The 18,645-nt window shown below is 29.5% G+C and carries 19 protein-coding genes; 10 read left to right on the top strand and 9 right to left on the bottom strand.

Going from position 1 to position 18,645, the window contains the following annotated elements; genetic code table 11:
• Nucleotides 1–14 precede the first annotated feature (14 nt).
• The 3 genes from C4S76_RS01365 to C4S76_RS01355 all read left to right on the top strand — a co-directional run bounded on the left by C4S76_RS01365 (nt 15) and on the right by C4S76_RS01355 (nt 2,438).
• A complete protein-coding gene (locus C4S76_RS01365; RefSeq protein WP_105191944.1) occupies nt 15–920 on the top strand; it encodes a hypothetical protein in 906 nt (301 codons plus the stop codon).
• A 40-nt stretch (nt 921–960) separates the two neighbouring features.
• Nucleotides 961–1,998, top strand: a complete 1,038-nt coding sequence (locus tag C4S76_RS01360) for a hypothetical protein (protein WP_181044018.1) — start codon at nt 961–963, stop codon at nt 1,996–1,998.
• An 83-nt stretch (nt 1,999–2,081) separates the two neighbouring features.
• Entirely contained in the window at nt 2,082–2,438 is a 357-nt protein-coding gene (locus C4S76_RS01355; RefSeq protein WP_105191940.1) for a hypothetical protein, read from the top strand.
• 7 nt (nt 2,439–2,445) lie between these two features.
• On the opposite strand, the gene rlmN is transcribed toward C4S76_RS01355, so the two are convergent.
• The 7 genes from rlmN to C4S76_RS01320 all read right to left on the bottom strand — a co-directional run bounded on the left by rlmN (nt 2,446) and on the right by C4S76_RS01320 (nt 9,507).
• Complete coding sequence (gene rlmN, locus C4S76_RS01350) at nt 2,446–3,486, bottom strand: 23S rRNA (adenine(2503)-C(2))-methyltransferase RlmN (protein ID WP_105191938.1); 1,041 nt, start codon at nt 3,484–3,486, stop codon at nt 2,446–2,448.
• Between the two features lie 33 nt (nt 3,487–3,519).
• Nucleotides 3,520–4,569: a tRNA preQ1(34) S-adenosylmethionine ribosyltransferase-isomerase QueA gene (gene queA / locus C4S76_RS01345; RefSeq protein ID WP_105191936.1), complete on the bottom strand. Its 1,050-nt coding sequence runs from the start codon at nt 4,567–4,569 to the stop codon at nt 3,520–3,522.
• A gap of 182 nt (nt 4,570–4,751) precedes the next feature.
• Nucleotides 4,752–5,486 (bottom strand): GH25 family lysozyme, encoded by a 735-nt coding sequence (locus C4S76_RS01340; RefSeq protein ID WP_181044016.1) that lies wholly within the window; start codon nt 5,484–5,486, stop codon nt 4,752–4,754.
• A 169-nt stretch (nt 5,487–5,655) separates the two neighbouring features.
• The gene (gene gmk, locus C4S76_RS01335; protein WP_105191932.1) at nt 5,656–6,294 is read right to left on the bottom strand and encodes a guanylate kinase; all 639 of its coding nucleotides are present in this window, start codon (nt 6,292–6,294) and stop codon (nt 5,656–5,658) included.
• Nucleotides 6,295–6,302: 8 nt separating this feature from the next.
• The gene (locus C4S76_RS01330) at nt 6,303–7,163 is read right to left on the bottom strand and encodes a YicC/YloC family endoribonuclease (protein WP_105191930.1); all 861 of its coding nucleotides are present in this window, start codon (nt 7,161–7,163) and stop codon (nt 6,303–6,305) included.
• Nucleotides 7,164–7,192: 29 nt separating this feature from the next.
• Complete coding sequence (locus tag C4S76_RS01325; RefSeq protein ID WP_105191928.1) at nt 7,193–8,413, bottom strand: metallophosphoesterase; 1,221 nt, start codon at nt 8,411–8,413, stop codon at nt 7,193–7,195.
• An 11-nt stretch (nt 8,414–8,424) separates the two neighbouring features.
• Nucleotides 8,425–9,507, bottom strand: coding sequence for a 3-oxoacyl-ACP synthase III family protein (locus C4S76_RS01320; protein ID WP_105191926.1), 1,083 nt, complete (start codon nt 9,505–9,507; stop codon nt 8,425–8,427).
• Between the two features lie 99 nt (nt 9,508–9,606).
• Between C4S76_RS01320 and C4S76_RS01315 the strand changes: the two genes are divergently transcribed.
• The 6 genes from C4S76_RS01315 to rny all read left to right on the top strand — a co-directional run bounded on the left by C4S76_RS01315 (nt 9,607) and on the right by rny (nt 14,826).
• Nucleotides 9,607–10,173, top strand: coding sequence for a hypothetical protein (locus C4S76_RS01315; protein ID WP_105191924.1), 567 nt, complete (start codon nt 9,607–9,609; stop codon nt 10,171–10,173).
• A gap of 38 nt (nt 10,174–10,211) precedes the next feature.
• Nucleotides 10,212–10,934 carry a bifunctional demethylmenaquinone methyltransferase/2-methoxy-6-polyprenyl-1,4-benzoquinol methylase UbiE gene (gene ubiE / locus C4S76_RS01310; RefSeq protein ID WP_105191922.1) on the top strand — a complete coding sequence of 241 codons (723 nt, stop codon included), beginning with the start codon at nt 10,212–10,214 and terminating at the stop codon, nt 10,932–10,934.
• A gap of 27 nt (nt 10,935–10,961) precedes the next feature.
• A complete protein-coding gene (porT, locus tag C4S76_RS01305) occupies nt 10,962–11,720 on the top strand; it encodes a type IX secretion/gliding motility protein PorT/SprT (RefSeq protein ID WP_105191919.1) in 759 nt (252 codons plus the stop codon).
• A 693-nt stretch (nt 11,721–12,413) separates the two neighbouring features.
• The gene (locus tag C4S76_RS01300) at nt 12,414–12,707 is read left to right on the top strand and encodes a hypothetical protein (protein ID WP_105191917.1); all 294 of its coding nucleotides are present in this window, start codon (nt 12,414–12,416) and stop codon (nt 12,705–12,707) included.
• A gap of 4 nt (nt 12,708–12,711) precedes the next feature.
• A complete protein-coding gene (locus C4S76_RS01295; RefSeq protein ID WP_105191915.1) occupies nt 12,712–12,993 on the top strand; it encodes a cell division protein ZapA in 282 nt (93 codons plus the stop codon).
• Between the two features lie 261 nt (nt 12,994–13,254).
• Complete coding sequence (gene rny / locus C4S76_RS01290; protein WP_105191913.1) at nt 13,255–14,826, top strand: ribonuclease Y; 1,572 nt, start codon at nt 13,255–13,257, stop codon at nt 14,824–14,826.
• A 90-nt stretch (nt 14,827–14,916) separates the two neighbouring features.
• On the opposite strand, the gene pdxA is transcribed toward rny, so the two are convergent.
• On the bottom strand, nt 14,917–16,008 hold the full coding sequence (gene pdxA, locus C4S76_RS01285; RefSeq protein ID WP_105191911.1) for a 4-hydroxythreonine-4-phosphate dehydrogenase PdxA: 1,092 nt from the start codon (nt 16,006–16,008) through the stop codon (nt 14,917–14,919).
• A 193-nt stretch (nt 16,009–16,201) separates the two neighbouring features.
• On the opposite strand from pdxA, the gene C4S76_RS01280 reads away from it, so the two are divergent.
• A complete protein-coding gene (locus tag C4S76_RS01280; protein ID WP_105191909.1) occupies nt 16,202–16,789 on the top strand; it encodes a riboflavin synthase in 588 nt (195 codons plus the stop codon).
• Nucleotides 16,790–16,794: 5 nt separating this feature from the next.
• On the opposite strand, the gene C4S76_RS01275 is transcribed toward C4S76_RS01280, so the two are convergent.
• Entirely contained in the window at nt 16,795–18,612 is a 1,818-nt protein-coding gene (locus C4S76_RS01275) for a TolC family protein (protein ID WP_105191907.1), read from the bottom strand.
• Between the last annotated feature and the right edge of the window lie 33 nt (nt 18,613–18,645).

Genomic DNA, 18,645 nt, shown 5'->3' with positions numbered 1-18,645 from the left:
TAGAATAAAATAGTATGAAACTAATAAAATATTTCTTTTTTTTATTGATATTAACTTTTAATTGTACTAATAAAGCACAAGAAAATAAAATGGATGCAAAAAACATAATGGAAAAAATTGTAATTAAAAATAAAATTTATAAACAACCTATTTATGGGATTCATATACAGTCTGCTTCTCCTTATGAAGTAAGTATAAATGATATTTTATTGGATTCTTTTTATGATTCGGGTTCTGTTGATTATGATTTAGACTTAAACCAGTGGCTTCTAAAAAGTGGAACTATTACAATAAAGTCAAAAATATATCCAACAAGAGATAAACCTAAAGCTAATTTAGTAGAAGAGAATATTGCTTCTTATTTTCAAATATCCCTTTATGTTTATGAAAAAGATGACGGACAGGTAAGTAAAAATAATTTAAAAACATATAAATTTTCAAGCTTTACTATTCCTGTACCTTATTTAGAAGAAGAATGGAAAATGGATATCAAGCTTCCATATAAATTAACAGGTTGGGATGATGGAGTAAATTTAATTGAAGAAGATAGAGGTAAACTTGCTCAAGAAGTTATCGCCAAATATGAGGAATTATTTAAAATTTTAAATTCTGGTGATCCTTATAATTACTTAAAAATGTTTAAAAAAGCAGATCAAGAATATTATTTAAGCAATTACTATACGAAATTTGAAATAGAAGAAGAGGATAAATCAAATTCTCAAAGAGTCTTAGATAGTCAAGGGAAAGTTCTTTTCAAAAAAGATTATATTTTAAAATTTTTTGCTAATGGTAAATTGGTAACATTAGAAAGTATGGAGGGAGATTCTCCAATTTTTTCAGAACAGGAATTAGATAATGAATATTTTAACATGATGTTATATCGTCCTACATTAGGTAAGCCGTTAGAAGTTATACGATAGATAATAGGCTAAAATAAAATCAGAAAAAACTATTGTATTAATGTTCAGGTATATACATAAAGTTATTTTTTGTTTATTTCTGGTGTCTTCTCTGTTTTCCTGTGGGCAAGGGAACAAAGAAAGAAGTTTGCCGCAAAACGATCAAATAAAAAAAATAACCGTATATAAACAACCCGAAATTATGAATGATATGTTAAAGCCCTACCTATTTATTCCAACTCCTTTTATACCCAATACAAATATTAAAAATAAAAGTTATACTATTGCAGTAAGGGCAGGTAATTCTCAATTAGAGTTATTAATAGGAGATGTTCCAGTATCCATAAATTTATTTTGGGGAGAAATATCAAAAAAAAGTGGGCGGAGTATAGGACCCCAAGTTCCTATTAATTCCTGTATCTTAAAAAGCGGAAAATATAAAGTAGTAGGTAGAATTTATCCTCGTTATGGAGAAACTTCATTTGATTACCATTCTTATTTACAAATGGAAGGATATTATAGAAAATCCGGAGATTGGGATGATAAATATCCTATGTTTACTATAGAAACTCCCGATACAAAATATGATGCCAATGATAAACCCTATAATCCAATTGTAGGATTGCCTTATTTCGAACTACAAACCGAAATAGAGGTAGAAGTTCCCTATGAAGTAGAAGGCTGGAGCCATTCTGTAAATCTGAAAGAACAGAATGAAGAAGAACTAAAAAAGGAGATGCAACAACGTTATGATGACATACGTCAGCTTATAGCCCAAAAAGACACCGCGGCCTTTCGTCAGTTAATACAAGAAAGAGAAGATCTTTTAGGAATCGTATATTACTATTCCGAGTCAGAAAAAGAAAACAGGATAAAGGATTTACTCATGGTCATTATGAGTGAAGAATTTGATATAGTTCCTTATCCGCAGGAAGCTCAGCTCTTATACTTTGCTGAAGGTAAAATGGTGACTTTGGTAGACCCGGTAAACCGCGAAGGGGTAATCCGTTTGGTAAACCGAAAAGATCCCAAAGATATAGTTTCTTTAGAGTTCCGTTTCCACCGTAAAAAACCCGGGCAAAAGCTTAGTGTTATTTAATAGGTATTTCGATTTAAATCTTTTTGATTTATTAAAACTAATTTAGTAGTTTCGCGGATCAATAGATCATAGAAAATTAAATTATGAGTTATTTTGTAAATAATAAATTGAGTTCATCATCTGCATTTACTCATGTATATCAATGTGCATCTCAAAGTGAGCTGGAAAATTCCATTGATATTGCACTACGAGGGCAAGGATATAAAAAAGGAGAATCATCCAAAGATCTTATTTATATAAAAGGAAACCGCTGGGTTCGTTTAATGTTAGGAGCGTTTCATAAGTATTATAAATTTAAAATAGTGATAAGACCAGAAGGAGAAAGCCACTTTTCTGTACTGGTTTCTTCTGCTTCTACAGGAATGTCGGGCGGTATTATCGGAGTTGGCCAGATTAAGGATGAAACTAAGAAATTATATAACTTATTTCAGTTTATTTAACGTAGATTTAATGTTTGTTGGCTAATTGACCGCAAGCCGCATCAATATCTTGTCCGCGGCTTTTCCTGATTTTAGCCACAATTCCATTTTTCTCCAGTAAAGACACATATGCCTCAATAACCGGAGAGGATGCTTGAGAGTACCCCCCTTCTTCAATAGAATTATATTGAATCAGGTTTACTTTCGAAGGAACCTTTTTGCAAAATTTAATTAAGGCCTCTATATCTTCTTTTTGGTCATTAATTCCATCCCAAACAATATATTCGAAAGTGATGCGGCTTTGGGTTTGTGCATACCAATATTTCAGGGATTTTATAATATCCGATAATGGAAATTTGATGCTGAAGGGCATCAGTCGGTTTCTTTTTTCCTCTATAGCTGAGTGGAGAGATAGGGCTAACTTAACTTTCAGGTTGTCATCTGCCAGTTTATTAATTATTTTGGGAATACCAGAAGTAGATACGGTAATTCGGCGAGGAGACATTCCCAAGCCCTGGGGCTGAGTTATTTTACCGATGGCTTCCGTTACGGCCGGATAGTTTAGCAAAGGTTCGCCCATACCCATAAAGACAATATTGGAAAGAGGTATTTGATGATATTCGCGGCTTTGTTTATCTATGAGTACAACCTGGTCTACAATTTCAGCAGAGGTAAGGTTTCTCATGCGCGTAAGGCGTGCAGTAGCGCAGAAGGTACAGTCCAGGCTGCAACCTACCTGAGATGATACACAGGCGGTGGTTCTGTGAGCGGTAGGAATCATAACCGATTCTACTATATTACCGTCATAGAGTTTTACGGCATTTTTAATGGTTCCATCTTTAGAACGCTGCATTACATGAATTTCTGCCGGATTTATAAGGAAATCCTCTTTAAGTTTAGCCCTTAGAGCTTTAGAAAGATTAGTCATCTCTGAAAGGGAATGAGAGTTTTTGCTCCAAATCCATTCATAAACCTGGTGTGCACGGAAGGACTTTTCTCCTATGGAGTAAAAATAAGCCTCAAGTTGTTGTAAACTTAAGGCTCTTATATCTTTTTTATTATCTTTCAAATTAATAAAATTCTTTTTGAAAAGAAACCTTGCTTATAAAATAAGCATAGCATCTCCGTAAGAATAAAATTTATATTTTTCTTTTACAGCTTCTTTATAAGCTTTCATAACCAAATCATAGTCTGCAAAGGCTGCAATCATCATCATAAGAGTAGACTTTGGAGTATGAAAATTAGTAATCATAGCATCTGCAATACCGAAGTCATAGGGTGGGAATATAAATTTATTGGTCCATCCGTTATAAGGATTTAAACGGTTATTAGCAGAAACAGAAGTTTCTATTGCCCTCATGGAAGTAGTACCTACAGCACAAACTCTATGTTTGTTTTCAATGGCATGATTAACAATTTTACATGTATCTTCACTGATAATTACTTGTTCGCTTTCCATCTTATGTTTTGATAGGTCTTCTACTTCTACGGAAGCAAAGGTACCAAGCCCTACGTGTAAAGTAATTTCTGCAAATTCAATTCCTTTAATTTCCAATCTTTTTAATAAATGTTTGGAAAAGTGAAGACCAGCAGTTGGAGCAGCTACAGCTCCTTCTTCTTTTGCGTATATAGTTTGGTATCTTTCGATATCATCAGCATCTGGTTTTCTTTTAATATATTTAGGAAGAGGAGTTTCTCCCAATTCTTTAAGTTTTCTTCGGAATTCTTCATAAGAACCGTCGAATAAGAAACGAAGAGTCCTACCTCGAGAAGTGGTATTATCTACGACTTCTGCTACTAAACTATCATCATCTGTAAAAAACAGCTTATTTCCAATTCGTATTTTACGAGCAGGATCTACTAATACATCCCATATTCTGGATTCTGCATCTAGTTCTCGCAATAAAAAAACCTCAATTTGCGCACCGGTTTTTTCTTTGTTTCCATATAAACGAGCCGGAAAAACTTTAGTATTATTTAAAATAAAAACATCTCCTTCATCAAAATAGTCAATTACATCTTTAAATAATTTATGCTCTATTTCTCCTGTTTTTTTATGTACTACCATTAATCGGGCTTCGTCTCTAGTCTCAGAAGGTCTTTCAGCCAGCAGTTCCTGTGGTAATTTAAAATCGAAATCTGAAGTTTTCATGTTTTATTTTTTATTTTAAAGTTGCAAATATACAATACTTATACCCCCGAAGTCAAGTATTTACTATCAATATACAATTATTCTTGTAAGTTTACCTAAGTTATAATTGCTATATAGGATTACTTATTTATAATTTTAGGGATAAAAGTGGTTTTTTTATCCTGATAAAAGAAAATTATTTTTTAATGAAGAGTTATTTTTTTCAGGTCATTTATATCTCCTTTAAAAACGTTAAGATCTACAAAATTTTGAGTAATTCCTTTGATAATTCCTTGTTCGGAAAATTGCCAGAAAGACCATTGCTGATGTTTAGGGTTGTCTCTCGGGTTATAATTAGCCACCCAAATATGATAGTCACTAAGATCTAAGTCGGGAATATGATGTATGAAATATGCATCATTGGAATAGATGATAGGTTTTATTTTATACTTAGATTCAACTATTTCTAACCAATTGAGTATTCCTTTTTTTAATTGTGTTAATGATTGTTTTCTGGGAAGTTCTTCTATATCAAGAACAGGAGGGAGATCTCCTTTTTCTAAAGTGACAGTATTTATAAAATTGTTTGCCTGATCCGTAGAACTTTTGTTTACATCATAATAATGATAAGCGCCACGAATAATATTTTTTTGTTTAAGATTTTTCCAGTTTTTGTTAAAAAAAGCATCTTGATAAAAAATTCCTCGGGTTGCCCGTACAAAAGCAAAAGATATGGGTAGATCTTTTTTGATTAAATTTAAACTGTCCCAATTTATATTGCCCTGATGCTGGCTTATATCAATGCCGAAAGCATAACTTCGGTACCGATTAATGGTCATTTGTATTTTTAATTCTTCAGATTTTTTTCTTTTTTTTTCTAAATTGTTAAATACGTATTCTTTTTTATCAAATTTTTCTTTGATTATGTAATAATACATAATTATAGTAGTTCGAAAAAAAAATATAAGCGATATAAAAATAATAATACCCGTAAGCCAATAATAAATCTTATAGATATTATTAGAATTATTTTTTTTCTTTTTCATAGTTTTCCTCGTAGTCATAATTTGGACTATTATATAACCTCAAAAGGATAATAAAGGAAGATTAGTTTATTTCCAGAAAAGATTTTACTAAAGCTTCTGCTTTTAATTTTGTCTTTTCTAGGTTTTCATTAATAAGTATTGTATCAAATTCTTTAGCATAAGACAATTCCTTGTCTGCTTTTTCTATGCGTATTTTTATATTTTCTTCTGTTTCTGTGTTTCTGTTTTTTAAACGAATTTCTAATTCTTTTAAAGATGGAGGAGCCACAAATAGAGCAAGAGCTCGGTCTTTGAATTGTTTTTTAAGGTTTATTCCCCCTTGTACATCTATATCAAAAATCACATGTTTGCCTTCGTTCCATAGTCTTTGTATTTCTGAATTTAAGGTGCCGTAAAATTTTCCTGGATAAACTTCTTCATATTCTATAAATTTTCCGTCCTGAATATGAGTCTTAAATTCTTCATTTGTAATAAAATAGTAGTCTTTCCCTTCAATTTCATTTTCTCTTTTAGGCCGTGTTGTACAAGAAACAGAAAATGAAATATTAGGAATTCTAGATAGTAAATACTTAACTATTGTTGTTTTTCCAGCTCCTGAAGGAGCAGAAAATATAATTAATTTTCCTTCTTTTAATTTTCCAGGAAGTAATTCTTTGAGTTGTAAAGTATCATTTCCGGGTTTATTATAAATGAGTCCCATATTTATTGCTACAAAACGTTATTTGTTTGTTCTTTTATTTTTTCAAGTTCTTCTTTCATTAAAACTACTAATTTTTGTATTTCAGAATGATTAGCTTTAGAACCAATGGTGTTGATTTCTCTTCCCATTTCTTGAGCTATAAAACCTAGCTTTTTTCCGTTTTGTTCTTTTTCTTCCATTACTTGTATAAAATACTTACAGTGTTGTTGTAAACGGTTTTTCTCCTCATTTATGTCCAATTTTTCAATGTAATAAATCATTTCTTGATGAAATCGTTGTTCGTCTACTTGTATCTGTAATTCGGTTAATAGTTTTTTAAATTTTAGTTGAACAGCATCTATTCTTTCTTTTTCGTACTTTTCTATTTGGTTTAAATAGTTTAATATATTAAAAGTATATTGTTTTAAAACGGTTTCTAATGATTTACCTTCCTCTTTGCGAAATAAGATTACTTTTTCTAAAGATAAATTTACACAGTTTACTATAGTATCCCATTCTTCATTATTAATTTCAGAATCCTGGGTAACAAATACTTCCGGCATTCTAATTGCCATGGTAAGAAAGTCTAGAGCTGTTCCTTCAATATTAAGATCTTCTAATTCGGCAATATAATTTTTTAAAACATTTTTATTGATTTTACAATTATTTTCTGAACCCAGATTTTCAATGGAAAGGCAAAAATCAATTTTCCCTCTTTGCAATTTGTCTCCGATTATTTTTCTGAGTTCTAATTCTTTGCTTTTGTATCTGGTAGATATTCTTGTAAATAAGTCCAGTGATTTACTGTTTAATGTTTTAATTTCAACAGAAATTTTTAAATTTTCAGTATTGACTTCAGATTTTCCGTATCCGGTCATTGATTGTAGCATATGTTTTCGATTTTAGTTTTTATATACTTTTAACCTTTTTTAAGTTCTATAACTGTAATTTCAGGCCATATACCTACGCGTCCAGGAAAGCCAATATAGCCAAATCCTCTATTCACATATAAAAATCTTCCTTTGTCTTGATAAAGTCCTGCCCATTTAGGGTATCTATATTTAATAGGAGACCACTTTATTATACCGGGAATTTCAACACCAAATTGCATTCCATGTGTATGTCCGGCAAGAGTAAGATGCATTTTTTTAGGAAATTCTTTTACTTTAACATCAAAATGTGTAGGATCATGAGACATTAAAATATTAAAATCGCCTTCTTTTACATCTTTAGTTGCTTTAGATAAGTCTGCATATTTAGGGAAATGTCCTAATCCCCAATTTTCTACACCAATGATGTTAATGTATTGATCATCTTTATAAATTTTTACTGCCTCATTATTCAATAAAACCCAACCAATCTTTTGATGTCTTATATGTATATTTTCTGTATTAGCTTTTTGATCTTTTCTGCTTTTTAGCATATATATTCCATAATCGTGATTTCCTAAAATGGAATATTTTCCATCTTTGGCTTTGATGGTTTGTAATAATGATAACCAAGGATCCATTTCTTTTGCCAAATTATTTACAGAATCGCCTGTAAATAAAAAAAGATCCGGGTTCTGATCATTAATTAATTGTATTCCTTTAGCTACTTTATCGTATGCATTTATATCAAAACTTCCTAAATGCATATCAGATACTTGAACTATTTTATACCCATCAAATTTGTCTGGAAGATTAGGAAAAGTCAAATGAACTTTTCTAACAGTAAAATCATATTTACCCCATACGATGCCTTCTATTATGGATAAAAATGGTATACTAGCCAAACCGATTCCTAAAGTGCTTATAGCCTTTCTACGAGCCGGGAAATAGGCCTTTTCTTTTGATGAAGAAAATATTTTCTTAAATAGAAATGTGATTAAGCGTATTATGTCATTAATAAATAGAACTAGGGCAAGAACTAATTTGGGCACATAATCGATAATAAAAAATGCCATAAGAAACTGTACCTGTGTCTTATTGTTACGGTCTATGTTTAATGACCAAATTAGAATAAGTAAAAGAGCTGATAAGGAAATTATAATCCATGTTTTACGAATCCATTTCTTATCGGTAAGTGTTTTTATTGCCTGATAAGAATAGAATTCTATAAAAATAGAGCTAATGAATAATATTCCTATTAAAGATTTCAATATCTGAAAAATTAAGGCATTTTATAAAGAATAGCATTAATGTTCATTCCAGCACCTACGGAAGCAAAGATTACCAAATCTCCGGATTTTAATGTTTGATTTTCAAAATTTCCTTTTACCATCATATCATACATGGTAGGAATGGTAGCTACAGAAGAATTTCCAAATTTTTGTATAGTCATTGGAGCTATTCTTTCCGGAATATCTTTAATTCCAAGACCATATAGTTTAAAAACCCGGTTCAACATTGCATGATCCATTTTTGCATTTGCCTGATGTATTAAAACTTTGTTTATGTCTTTAATATCGTATCCGGCATTGTCAATAACATTTTTTATGACTTGTGGAACGTGGGTAAGAGCATATTCATAAATTTTTCTTCCTTTCATTCGTATATTTACTTTAGAACCTGCATAATTTGGGTTTAAAGAAGTATCTGTATCTAAAAAAGAAATTTCCTCTCCATTGTCACTTCGTGTGTAATGATTTAAAATACCTACGGGAACCTCACTTTCTTTTGCTTCTAAAACAACTCCGGCTGCACCATCTGAAAATATCATACAATTACGATCAAAAGGATCTACGCTTCGGGATAAAGTTTCAGATCCTACTACTAATATTTTTTTTGCAATTCCGGCTTTAATAAACTGGTCTGCTAAAATCATACCCTCATTCCATCCGGGACAACCAAAATTCATATCATAGGGTTTGCAATGAATATTTTTAACCCCTAATTTATGTTTGGTTAGGGCAGAAATGGATGGCATTATACGAATTTGCCTTTCATGAGCATCTATCTCTCCAAAATTATGTGCTACAATAATATAGTCTAAATCCTCTTTGTTTATTCCTGCATCTAAAATAGCTAACCTTCCTACCTCTGTGGCCAGATCTGAATTCATGATATCATCATTATCTACATACCTTCGTTCGGTTATTTCAGTAATATCGGCAAATTTTTGAATAACTTCCGGGGTAGGTTTGGTTATAGGTTGTCGGTTTTCATCATAAAAAATTACCCCTTCAAAACTACTATTGGGAACAATTTTTTTAGGTAAATAAGACCCTGATCCTGTAATGATACTTTGTAACATATATCTTTTGAATTATCGTTTATAGAATTGGACAAATTTATGTAATAATTACTAATTAATCTATCATATTATTATCTTTGTATTTAATTTTTATTAAGTATGTCTAATAAAAAATCATTAATAGGATTACTAATTGCTTTACTGATTTGTGCCTTCTCCGTTCTTTGGTATAAATTTTTCTTAGAAAATAAAGATGAATTTTTATTGGATAATCCTACTTCTGAAAAAATTACTGTTGTTCTTAATGGCAAAAAATATATTTTAGGATCCGGGCAAACCCTTAGTGTTTCAATAAAAAAAGGAAAGAACACAATATCATCTATTGCAGAAAATGGGACTATTTTGTTGCAGGATACTACTATAAATATACAAAATTTTACTAGAGGATTAATCAATCCTGCCCGGGCTAACTATTATACATTTAGAAGATATTATGGACATATTAAAAATTTAGATTCTTTATATAAAGCACATAAGACATATATTGGGGGAAAGCTATATGTAGGGGAAATTAAAAAATATAATACGGTTTTAATACAGGATTTTTATTTAAATATTAATCAAAAATATCCTAAAATTATAAATAAAACCGACAGTATAGGATCTAGGGTAAAGTTATTTCGTGAAAATCAATTTTTAGATTTTTATCAAAAAAGTTTTGAATAAAACTATTACTTTTGCAAATCATACATAAATTTATATTTATGCCCAATATAGTTAGACCTTATAATGAAACAGAAAGTAAGAAGAAACAAGTTGAACAAATGTTTGACAATATTTCTGAAAACTATGATTTTTTAAACAGGTTGTTGTCTTTTAAAATAGATATTTATTGGAGAAACCGATTAGAAAAAAAAGTAATAAGTTATAATCCTGAAAAGATATTGGATGTTGCCACTGGAACTGCAGATTTAGCAATAGAACATGCAAAAAGGACCAATGCGCAGGTAACAGGATTGGATTTATCTCAAAAAATGCTTAATTATGGGCAGGTTAAAATAAATAATAAAGGATTACAGCAAAGAATAAAATTAGTAAAAGGAGACGCAGAAAACCTTCCTTTTCATGATGGGGTATATGATATTGTAACTGTTTCTTTTGGAGTTAGAAATTTTGAAGATTTAGAAAAAGGGGTTTTTGAAATGGGAAGAGTTTTAAAAAAAGGAGGTAAGCTTTTAATTTTAGAATTTTCTAAACCGTCTGGTTTATTTGCACCGATTTTCATGTTTTATTTTAAAAGAATATTGCCTAATATTGGGAAATTGATTTCAGGAGACTCAAAAGCATATACTTATTTACCTAATTCAGTAGATGTTATGCCTTGTGGCGAGGACATGAAAAATCTAATTTTAAAAAACGGGTTTAGCGAGGTCCGATTTAAAAAATATACTTCTGGAGTAGTAACTATTTATGAAGGAATAAAATAAATAAATAAAAATAACGTTTTCTCTACTATGAAGAAAATTATCACACTTGTATTACTGATATTATTTTACTCTGTAAATGCCCAATTTCGTTCAAGAGACGTATTGGATCGATATACAGATTTTGATGATCAACAATTTTCTTGGGGATATTATTTGGGGATCAATTATTTTGATATGAAAATTCATCCCAGCAATCAAGGGTTAGCAGATTCTAAAAGATTTTTAATTGATGTAGATACTAAGCCAGGGTTTACTGTAGGTTTAATAGGTAAAATGAAAGTGCATGATTTGGTAGATTTGAGGCTAGAACCTTCAATGCACTTTGTTCAAAGAGATTTGCTGTTTAAAAATGTTCAAAAAATCATTGACGATGAGATTGCAAATGGCATTGAACCAACATTAACTGAAAAAGATGTTAAAAGAAATGTTAAATCTACGTATTTAGATATTCCTATTTTTATAAATTTACATGGTGATAGATGGAATAATACAAGACCATATATTCAAACAGGAGTTAGTTGGTTAGTAAACCTACAGGCAAATGAAAAGAAAGAACAAGATAATGCCGATCAGACATTTAGAATGAAAACCCATAATTTTTCCTATCAATTAGAAGCAGGAATTGAAATTTATTTTAAAAGGTTTAAAATGACTCCTTCCGTTAAAGGAATATTCTTCTTTAATAATGAATTGGTGGCAGATAATGAAGGAACTCCTCCATATTGGGCAGGAGCGCTTAAATCTATTAATTCAAGAGCGTTTGTATTTTCAGTTAAATTTGAATAATATAAGTTTTTTGTATTTAATCTAGGTCTGTTTTAGATCAGTATTTATTTAGATAAATAATAATTTGTTAATTATAATTTTTAATTAGATATTTATCTTAATGAGATATTAAATAGATATTGAGGTTGCTTGAGTTAATTTTATCATTAAGATTATATTAGGATTAGAAGAAATTTATATTTAGCTATTAATGATTTTAAAAAAGGTAAATTTCTAAATTTCAATTTAAACTAAGCTTTCAATATATGACTATATATCTACATAACCTTTTCTTCCAAAGATATATAACTTTTTAAGAAAATAAAAACGAATTTAAATTTTAACCCTTAGAATTATAACTTCAATTATGATGAAGTTATATATTTAATTATATGCTCTTGCAATAATAAAAAATATTGTTGAAACTTTAATCAGATTTTTTTGTAAGTGTCTATTAAGATGTAACAACTATTGTTGAGATAATTAAACATTATGAAATAAATATCTTTATAAAATATATCTAATAATATTAGAAAAATCAAAAAAGAATAATTGTTTAAAGATCTTACCATGAGCAATAGGAGAAAAGGGATGATAATAAATAATAAGTTATAACGCTTAGAGTTAAAGTAAAATAGTAAACTTTTATTAATTAAAAATAAATTTATATCTTTGTAAAAGAGTTAGAGTAGTAAACGTTTTCGTTCTAAAAATATGAAAGAGATAGTTCAGGAACTCAAAATGCTGGAATTGCAATTACATGAATTAATAAAAGAAAATGAAGCATTAAGAGTGGAAAATGAATATTTAAAAGATTCTCTTTTAAAAAGTGAGGATAAGTTTATACAAAAGGAAAAATTAAATAAAGAATTAGAAGAGCAAAATAAAAGATTGAAAGTTATAAATGCAATTTCTGGGAATAATGAATATAAAAAAGTAATGAAATTGCAGATGAATAGAATGATAAAAGAGATAGATAGTTGTATTTTAGAAATACAAAATACATAATAAAATGTCTCAGAAAGTTAACATACGGATAGCTGGAAGATCTTATCCTTTGGTAGTTAAAAATGAAGAAGAGGAAGTATTAAGAAAAGCAGCTAAAAGGATAGAAGAATATGTTAGCACATTTGAGAATAATTATAACATAAATGATAAACAAGATGCTTTAGCTATGAGTGCTTTGCAGCTTGCTTCAGAATTAGAGAATTTAATTAATAAAAATTCTGAAGAAAAAAGTGAAATTTTGCTTAGAATAAAAAAGATTAGTAACCTAGTTACTACGGATAAATAAAAATTAATAGATCTTAAAAATATAAAATTGTAGAACAAAATAGCCTACATTGGTTCTAACTCAATTTAGTAAACTCAACAGATATTAAACTGACCGAGTGATTTGTTTTTTTAATGGCGGGCTGCTTCCTTTTTAGGAATTTGATTTATTTCAAACAGCAGATTACAGAGAAAAAACATAGCTTAAATCCTGATTAATGGAGTTTACTCAAATCAGTTATTAGAATTAGTGTAGGTTTTTTTATATATATTAAATAGAATTATGGATATAACGATAATCATCGAATTGATAGCAACCTTGTTTTTGGGAGGTCTTATAGGTTTTTTTCTATCTAAGAGTTCTCTTAACAAATTCAGGGAAAATTTGATTAATGAAGCTGAACAAAAGGCTAGGGCTATTGTTAAGGAATCAGAACTGAAAGCCGAAAATACTAAGCAAGAAAAAATGCTTCAGGCTAAAGAAAAATTTTTAGAATTGAAGCTACAGCATGAAGAACAGATTAATCAGAGGGAAAAGAAAATGTTGGAGAGTGAAAAAAGGATAAAAGATAAAGAAACGAAGTTAAATGAAGAATTGCATCAGAATAATATACAGAAGAAACAGCTCGATTTAGCAATTCAAGAAAATTTAATCAAAGCAGATTCTTTTGCTAAAAAACAGGAAGAGCTTAAACTTTTGCATATACAACAGGTAGAAATATTAGAAAAGATTTCTGGTTATTCTGCAGAGGATGCAAAAGCAGAATTAGTTGAAACATTAAAGCAAGAAGCAAGAACAAAAGCCCAAGCTCAAATTCAGGCTATAGTTGAAGAAGCCCAGCTAAACGCGAAAGCAGAAGCAAAAAAAGTTATTATTCAAACTATACAAAGAGTTGGAACAGAGCAAGCCATTGAAAATTCAGTTTCCGTTTTCAATATAGAATCAGATGAGATAAAAGGAAGGATTATTGGTAGGGAAGGAAGAAATATAAGAGCTTTAGAAGCTGCTACCGGTGTAGAAATTATTGTAGATGATACTCCTGAAGCTATCTTGTTATCATGTTTTGATCCGGTTAGAAGAGAAATTGCCAGATTATCTTTACATCGTTTAGTAACTGATGGAAGAATTCACCCGGCAAGAATAGAGGAAATAGTTACTAAAACCCAACATCAGATAGAAGAAGAAATTATAGAAATAGGTAAAAAGACAATTATAGATCTTGGAATACATGGATTGCATCCAGAATTAGTAAAAATAGTCGGAAGAATGAAATATCGATCTTCTTATGGTCAAAATCTTTTGCAGCATTCTAGGGAAGTAGCTAATATTGCTGGAATTTTAGCTTCAGAATTGGGATTGAATGCTAAGATTGCTAAACGTGCCGGCTTGTTACATGATATTGGTAAAGTCCCTGAAGAAGAATCTGAACTTCCACATGCTATTTTAGGTATGCAATGGGCTGAAAAATTTGGAGAAAACCCAACCGTCGTAAATGCGATTGGTGCACACCATGATGAAATTGAAATGAAAACATTAATAGCACCAATAGTACAAGTGGCTGATGCTATTAGTGGGGCTAGACCAGGAGCGAGAAGACAAGTGGTAGAGTCTTATATTCAAAGATTAAAAGATTTAGAAAATGCAGCATTAAGTTTTGATGGTGTAAATACAGCTTATGCTATCCAAGCGGGAAGAGAACTTAGAGTAATGGTTCAAAGCGAAAAAATTGATGATCAAAGAGCTTCTCAACTTTCTTTTGAAATCAGTGAAAAAATCCAGAATGAATTAACCTATCCGGGGCAGGTAAAAGTAACAGTTATTAGAGAAACGAGAGCTGTTAATATAGCAAGATAAAAAAATTTTATAATAATAAAAGTATCAAAAAAAGTAGCTTTAGATAAAATTTCTAAAGCTACTTTTTTAGTTTAAAATTTATTTGATTAATTAATCTTCTGTAGGTAAATCTTCATCAATGGTACTATCTATTCCCTCTATCTTTATTTTTTGTAATGCATTTGATTTAAGATCAATATATTCCGATCTGTTTTTGTAAATTTTTATTGCATTAAAAATAGCCTTTTCAAAAGACCCTGCATGAGCTATTCCTTTTCCTGCAATAGAATAAGCGGTTCCATGATTAGGAGCTGTTCTAATAAAAGGTAATCCGGCTGTATAACTTACTCCATTTTCATAAGCTAGGGTTTTAAAAGGAATGATCCCTTGATCATGATACATAGCTAAAATCCCATCAAATGAAGAATAAATGTATGGAATAAAGAAACTATCTGCAGAATAGGGTCCAAAAGCGAGTATACCTCTATCAAAAGATTCTTTAATAGCCGGCTCTATTATTTGCTGTTCTTCTTTGCCTAAAAATCCATGATCGCCTGCATGAGGATTTAACCCCAAAACTGCAATTTTAGGTTTTTCTATACAAAAATCCTGAATTAATGTATGATTAAGAGCTATAATTTGTTTTTTTATTAATTCTTTGCTAAGCTTTTTATTCACTTCAGATAAAGCAATATTATGAGTTGCTATGGCTATTCTTAAATCTTCATTTTCCAGTAACATAATCGCCTTTCCTCCTAATTTATGCTCTAAATATTCCGTATGGCCAGGAAAATGAAAATCAGAAGATTGAATAGCTTCTTTATTAATAGGACAGGTAACTAAAACATCTATAAGATTATTTTCAAGGGCCTCAACGGCAGCAATTAAAGATGTTCTAGCCATATTCATTCCTTCTTTTGTAGGCTTGCCAAATTCAATAGATACATTATCTTTCCATAAATTTACCACATTAATTTTTCCAGGAATTGCTTCTTCAGGTTTAAAAATCCCTTGAAAATAAATGTTATTGATATTAAAAATATTTTTTTGGTAAGATAACAACTTGGTAGAAGCGAAAATAATAGGAGTGAAAAATTCAAGGATTTCTTTCTTCTGAAAGGTTTTAAGAATAACCTCTACCCCAATACCATTAGGGTCTCCTACACTAATTCCAACTTTTAACTTGTTATTTTTCAAAATTATAGATATTCATTGATAAAATGTATAACAAAAATAGGAAAAAATATGAATATACATTCATATTTGAAGTAGAACATAACTCTTTTTAATATAATACTATATTATTGAAAACAGATCATTAAATTATTGAAAATGTATATGTATAATGAAAATATGAAAAATATAGTAATTTTGAGAAAAATTAAATTAGTAAATTATGTTTACAGGAATAGTAGAAATAACAGGGAAAGTTATTCATCTTAAAAAAGAAAACAATAATTTGGAAATTTCTATAAATGCCTCTTTTTTGAATGAATTAAAAATAGATCAAAGTATTGCCCATAATGGAGTGTGTTTAACTGTAGTTGATATTAAACAAAATTTTTATACAGTAACAGCCGTTGCTGAAACTTTAAAAAAAACTAATCTTTTAGATCTTAAAGAAGGAGATCGTATTAACTTAGAAAGGTGCGTTAAGGTATCAGACCGTTTAGATGGACATATTGTGCAAGGACATGTGGATCAAACGGGAATGCTTAAATCTATAGAAAATCAAAACGGTAGTTTTTTATTGACCTTCACATATGAAGGAGATCATATTACAGTAGAAAAAGGTTCAATTAGTGTAAATGGCATTAGCTTGACTGTAGTAGAAAGCATAGCCAATCAATTTTCAGTCGCTATAATTCCTTACACATGGGAAAATACAAACTTAATTGATTTAAAATTAGGAGGGAAAGTTAATTTGGAATTTGATATTATAGGGAAATACATTCAAAAATTGTATTTATCTGAACGACAATAATTTAGCTATTCATTATATTCTTTTTGCAATTTTAATTGCTTTATTTGAATTAATTTTTCCCTATCAGCAGCATTATAATTGATGCTTCCTTTGCTAAGAAGTAATCTTCTTTGCTCTATTAATTCTTCTCTTTTACTTAAGTTCCTAGATGATGGCTTTGATTCTTTAGATGAAGATATTTCAGCATCATTTATTGTAGATGGTATTTCAGATTCTGTTTTCGTAGATTCTACATTAATAAAATCCGTAGCTATTTCATTATCCTTTTTTTCTGAATTTATCATAAAATTAGGATTAATATTTGGATTTTTTTCTATTGTTTTTACTGTTGCTTTTTGTTGTATTGTTGAATTATTATTTAGATTTGATTTTTCTTTAAATATAGTAGGATTATCATTAGCAACTACTTCGGAGGTTTTTGATAGCATATTAGTTTTTTGATTTGTATTTTGAACTAGATCTGCATTTTTATAAGTAGAAAATTGAGCTTGAGAGTTTGTAATTTCAGCAGAAGAAAGCTCTAAGGGTTTACCTATGTAAAAATCCAATATTTTTTGTCTGAATAAAAATGAATATTTTGCTTGAAGCATATTAGATAAAGCATCGAAATAATTATTTCGGCTAATATTTAGATCATAAACATTTATCTTGCCTGCAGCAAAACTTTTTTGTGCAAAATTATAAGATATTTGAGTAGATTTTACAGATTCTTTGGCTGCTAAATAAGTTTGATAAGAAGAACTAACATCAAAATACGCTGTTTGTATAGTTTGTTTTAAAGTAAGTTTTTGTTGGTCCAGATCATTTTCCTGAATAAGCTGTTGAACTTTAGCTTCTTCTATTTTTAATTTGTTTATCCCTTTATTAAATATTGGGATAGAAACTCCTACAGTAAAAGTATGGGAATAATTATCATACCATTGATCTGTTAAGGCACGGTCTTTTTTATCAAAAATATCGGAATAGGAAGTATTTAATTTATAATTACCTGTAATTTGAGGATACAAAGCAGTTTTAGCAATATCTATATCTTTTTTTGCAGCATCAATTCCGATTTCAGAAGATTTTATTTCAGGTTGGTGTGTATAGGCATATTCAATGATCTCATTTACATTAATCAAAGGCATTGTTATATCTTCAGGAACTATTACATTTTCTATTTCAAAACCTTCATAATCTTTCTGTAAAAGCAGAGCTAAATTTAACTTAGACCTATCAACGGTTATAAGTGAGGTTTCATACTTTTGTTTTGCATTGGCAAAATTTGCTTTAGATTCATACAGCGTACTCAAAGGTATACTTCCGGCATTATATAATTTTTGATTACGGTCTAGTTGTTGTTGATTGTTGTCTAAAGAATTTTTATCTACAATCAGTAATTCTTTATTAAGTAATACGGTAAGATAATATTCCATTAATTGTAAAGAAATATCGTTTTTAATTTTTTCTGTAAGTAACTTATTCTGTTCATATAAGAGATTATTTTTCTCTTCAGTTCTTTTTAATTGACCTTGATTATACAGTATTATTTCAGATGATATACCTAAAGAATTGTTATATATGGTTCTGTATTGATAATCATTTTTTTTATTGATGGAACGATTTAAAATTAACGAATTGTCTATTCCTCCGATAACATTAGGTAATTTATTTTTTTTTGCTATTTTATATTCAGTTTCTTGTACTTTTTCTTTTAATTCATAAGCAATAACCTGCAAATTGTTTTCTTTAGCATAAGAAAGACAATCATTAAAAGACCATATTTTTTGTGCGGATATAGTGCTCCATAAAAATAAAACAACAATACTGGTATAAACTTTCATATTTTAAAATGTATTACCTAAGTTATAAGTAAC

The organism is Apibacter adventoris, from assembly GCF_002964965.1.
GTDB classification, from domain to species: Bacteria; Bacteroidota; Bacteroidia; order Flavobacteriales; family Weeksellaceae; genus Apibacter; species Apibacter adventoris.
Note: the sequence above shows the minus strand (reverse complement) of the source record. Positions and strands in the feature narration are given on the sequence as shown.

Excerpts from the sequence above, each read along its gene's own strand:
- C4S76_RS01365 (WP_105191944.1), top strand. The coding sequence starts at position 15 with ATGAAACTAATAAAATATTTCTTTTTTTTATTGATATTAACTTTTAAT.
- C4S76_RS01360 (WP_181044018.1), top strand. The coding sequence starts at position 961 with ATGTTCAGGTATATACATAAAGTTATTTTTTGTTTATTTCTGGTGTCT.
- C4S76_RS01355 (WP_105191940.1), top strand. The coding sequence starts at position 2,082 with ATGAGTTATTTTGTAAATAATAAATTGAGTTCATCATCTGCATTTACT.
- queA (WP_105191936.1), bottom strand. The coding sequence starts at position 4,569 with ATGAAAACTTCAGATTTCGATTTTAAATTACCACAGGAACTGCTGGCT.
- C4S76_RS01340 (WP_181044016.1), bottom strand. The coding sequence starts at position 5,486 with ATGTATTATTACATAATCAAAGAAAAATTTGATAAAAAAGAATACGTA.
- gmk (WP_105191932.1), bottom strand. The coding sequence starts at position 6,294 with ATGGGACTCATTTATAATAAACCCGGAAATGATACTTTACAACTCAAA.
- C4S76_RS01330 (WP_105191930.1), bottom strand. The coding sequence starts at position 7,163 with ATGCTACAATCAATGACCGGATACGGAAAATCTGAAGTCAATACTGAA.
- C4S76_RS01320 (WP_105191926.1), bottom strand. The coding sequence starts at position 9,507 with ATGTTACAAAGTATCATTACAGGATCAGGGTCTTATTTACCTAAAAAA.
- C4S76_RS01315 (WP_105191924.1), top strand. The coding sequence starts at position 9,607 with ATGTCTAATAAAAAATCATTAATAGGATTACTAATTGCTTTACTGATT.
- ubiE (WP_105191922.1), top strand. The coding sequence starts at position 10,212 with ATGCCCAATATAGTTAGACCTTATAATGAAACAGAAAGTAAGAAGAAA.
- porT (WP_105191919.1), top strand. The coding sequence starts at position 10,962 with ATGAAGAAAATTATCACACTTGTATTACTGATATTATTTTACTCTGTA.
- C4S76_RS01300 (WP_105191917.1), top strand. The coding sequence starts at position 12,414 with ATGAAAGAGATAGTTCAGGAACTCAAAATGCTGGAATTGCAATTACAT.
- C4S76_RS01295 (WP_105191915.1), top strand. The coding sequence starts at position 12,712 with ATGTCTCAGAAAGTTAACATACGGATAGCTGGAAGATCTTATCCTTTG.
- rny (WP_105191913.1), top strand. The coding sequence starts at position 13,255 with ATGGATATAACGATAATCATCGAATTGATAGCAACCTTGTTTTTGGGA.
- C4S76_RS01280 (WP_105191909.1), top strand. The coding sequence starts at position 16,202 with ATGTTTACAGGAATAGTAGAAATAACAGGGAAAGTTATTCATCTTAAA.
- C4S76_RS01275 (WP_105191907.1), bottom strand. The coding sequence starts at position 18,612 with ATGAAAGTTTATACCAGTATTGTTGTTTTATTTTTATGGAGCACTATA.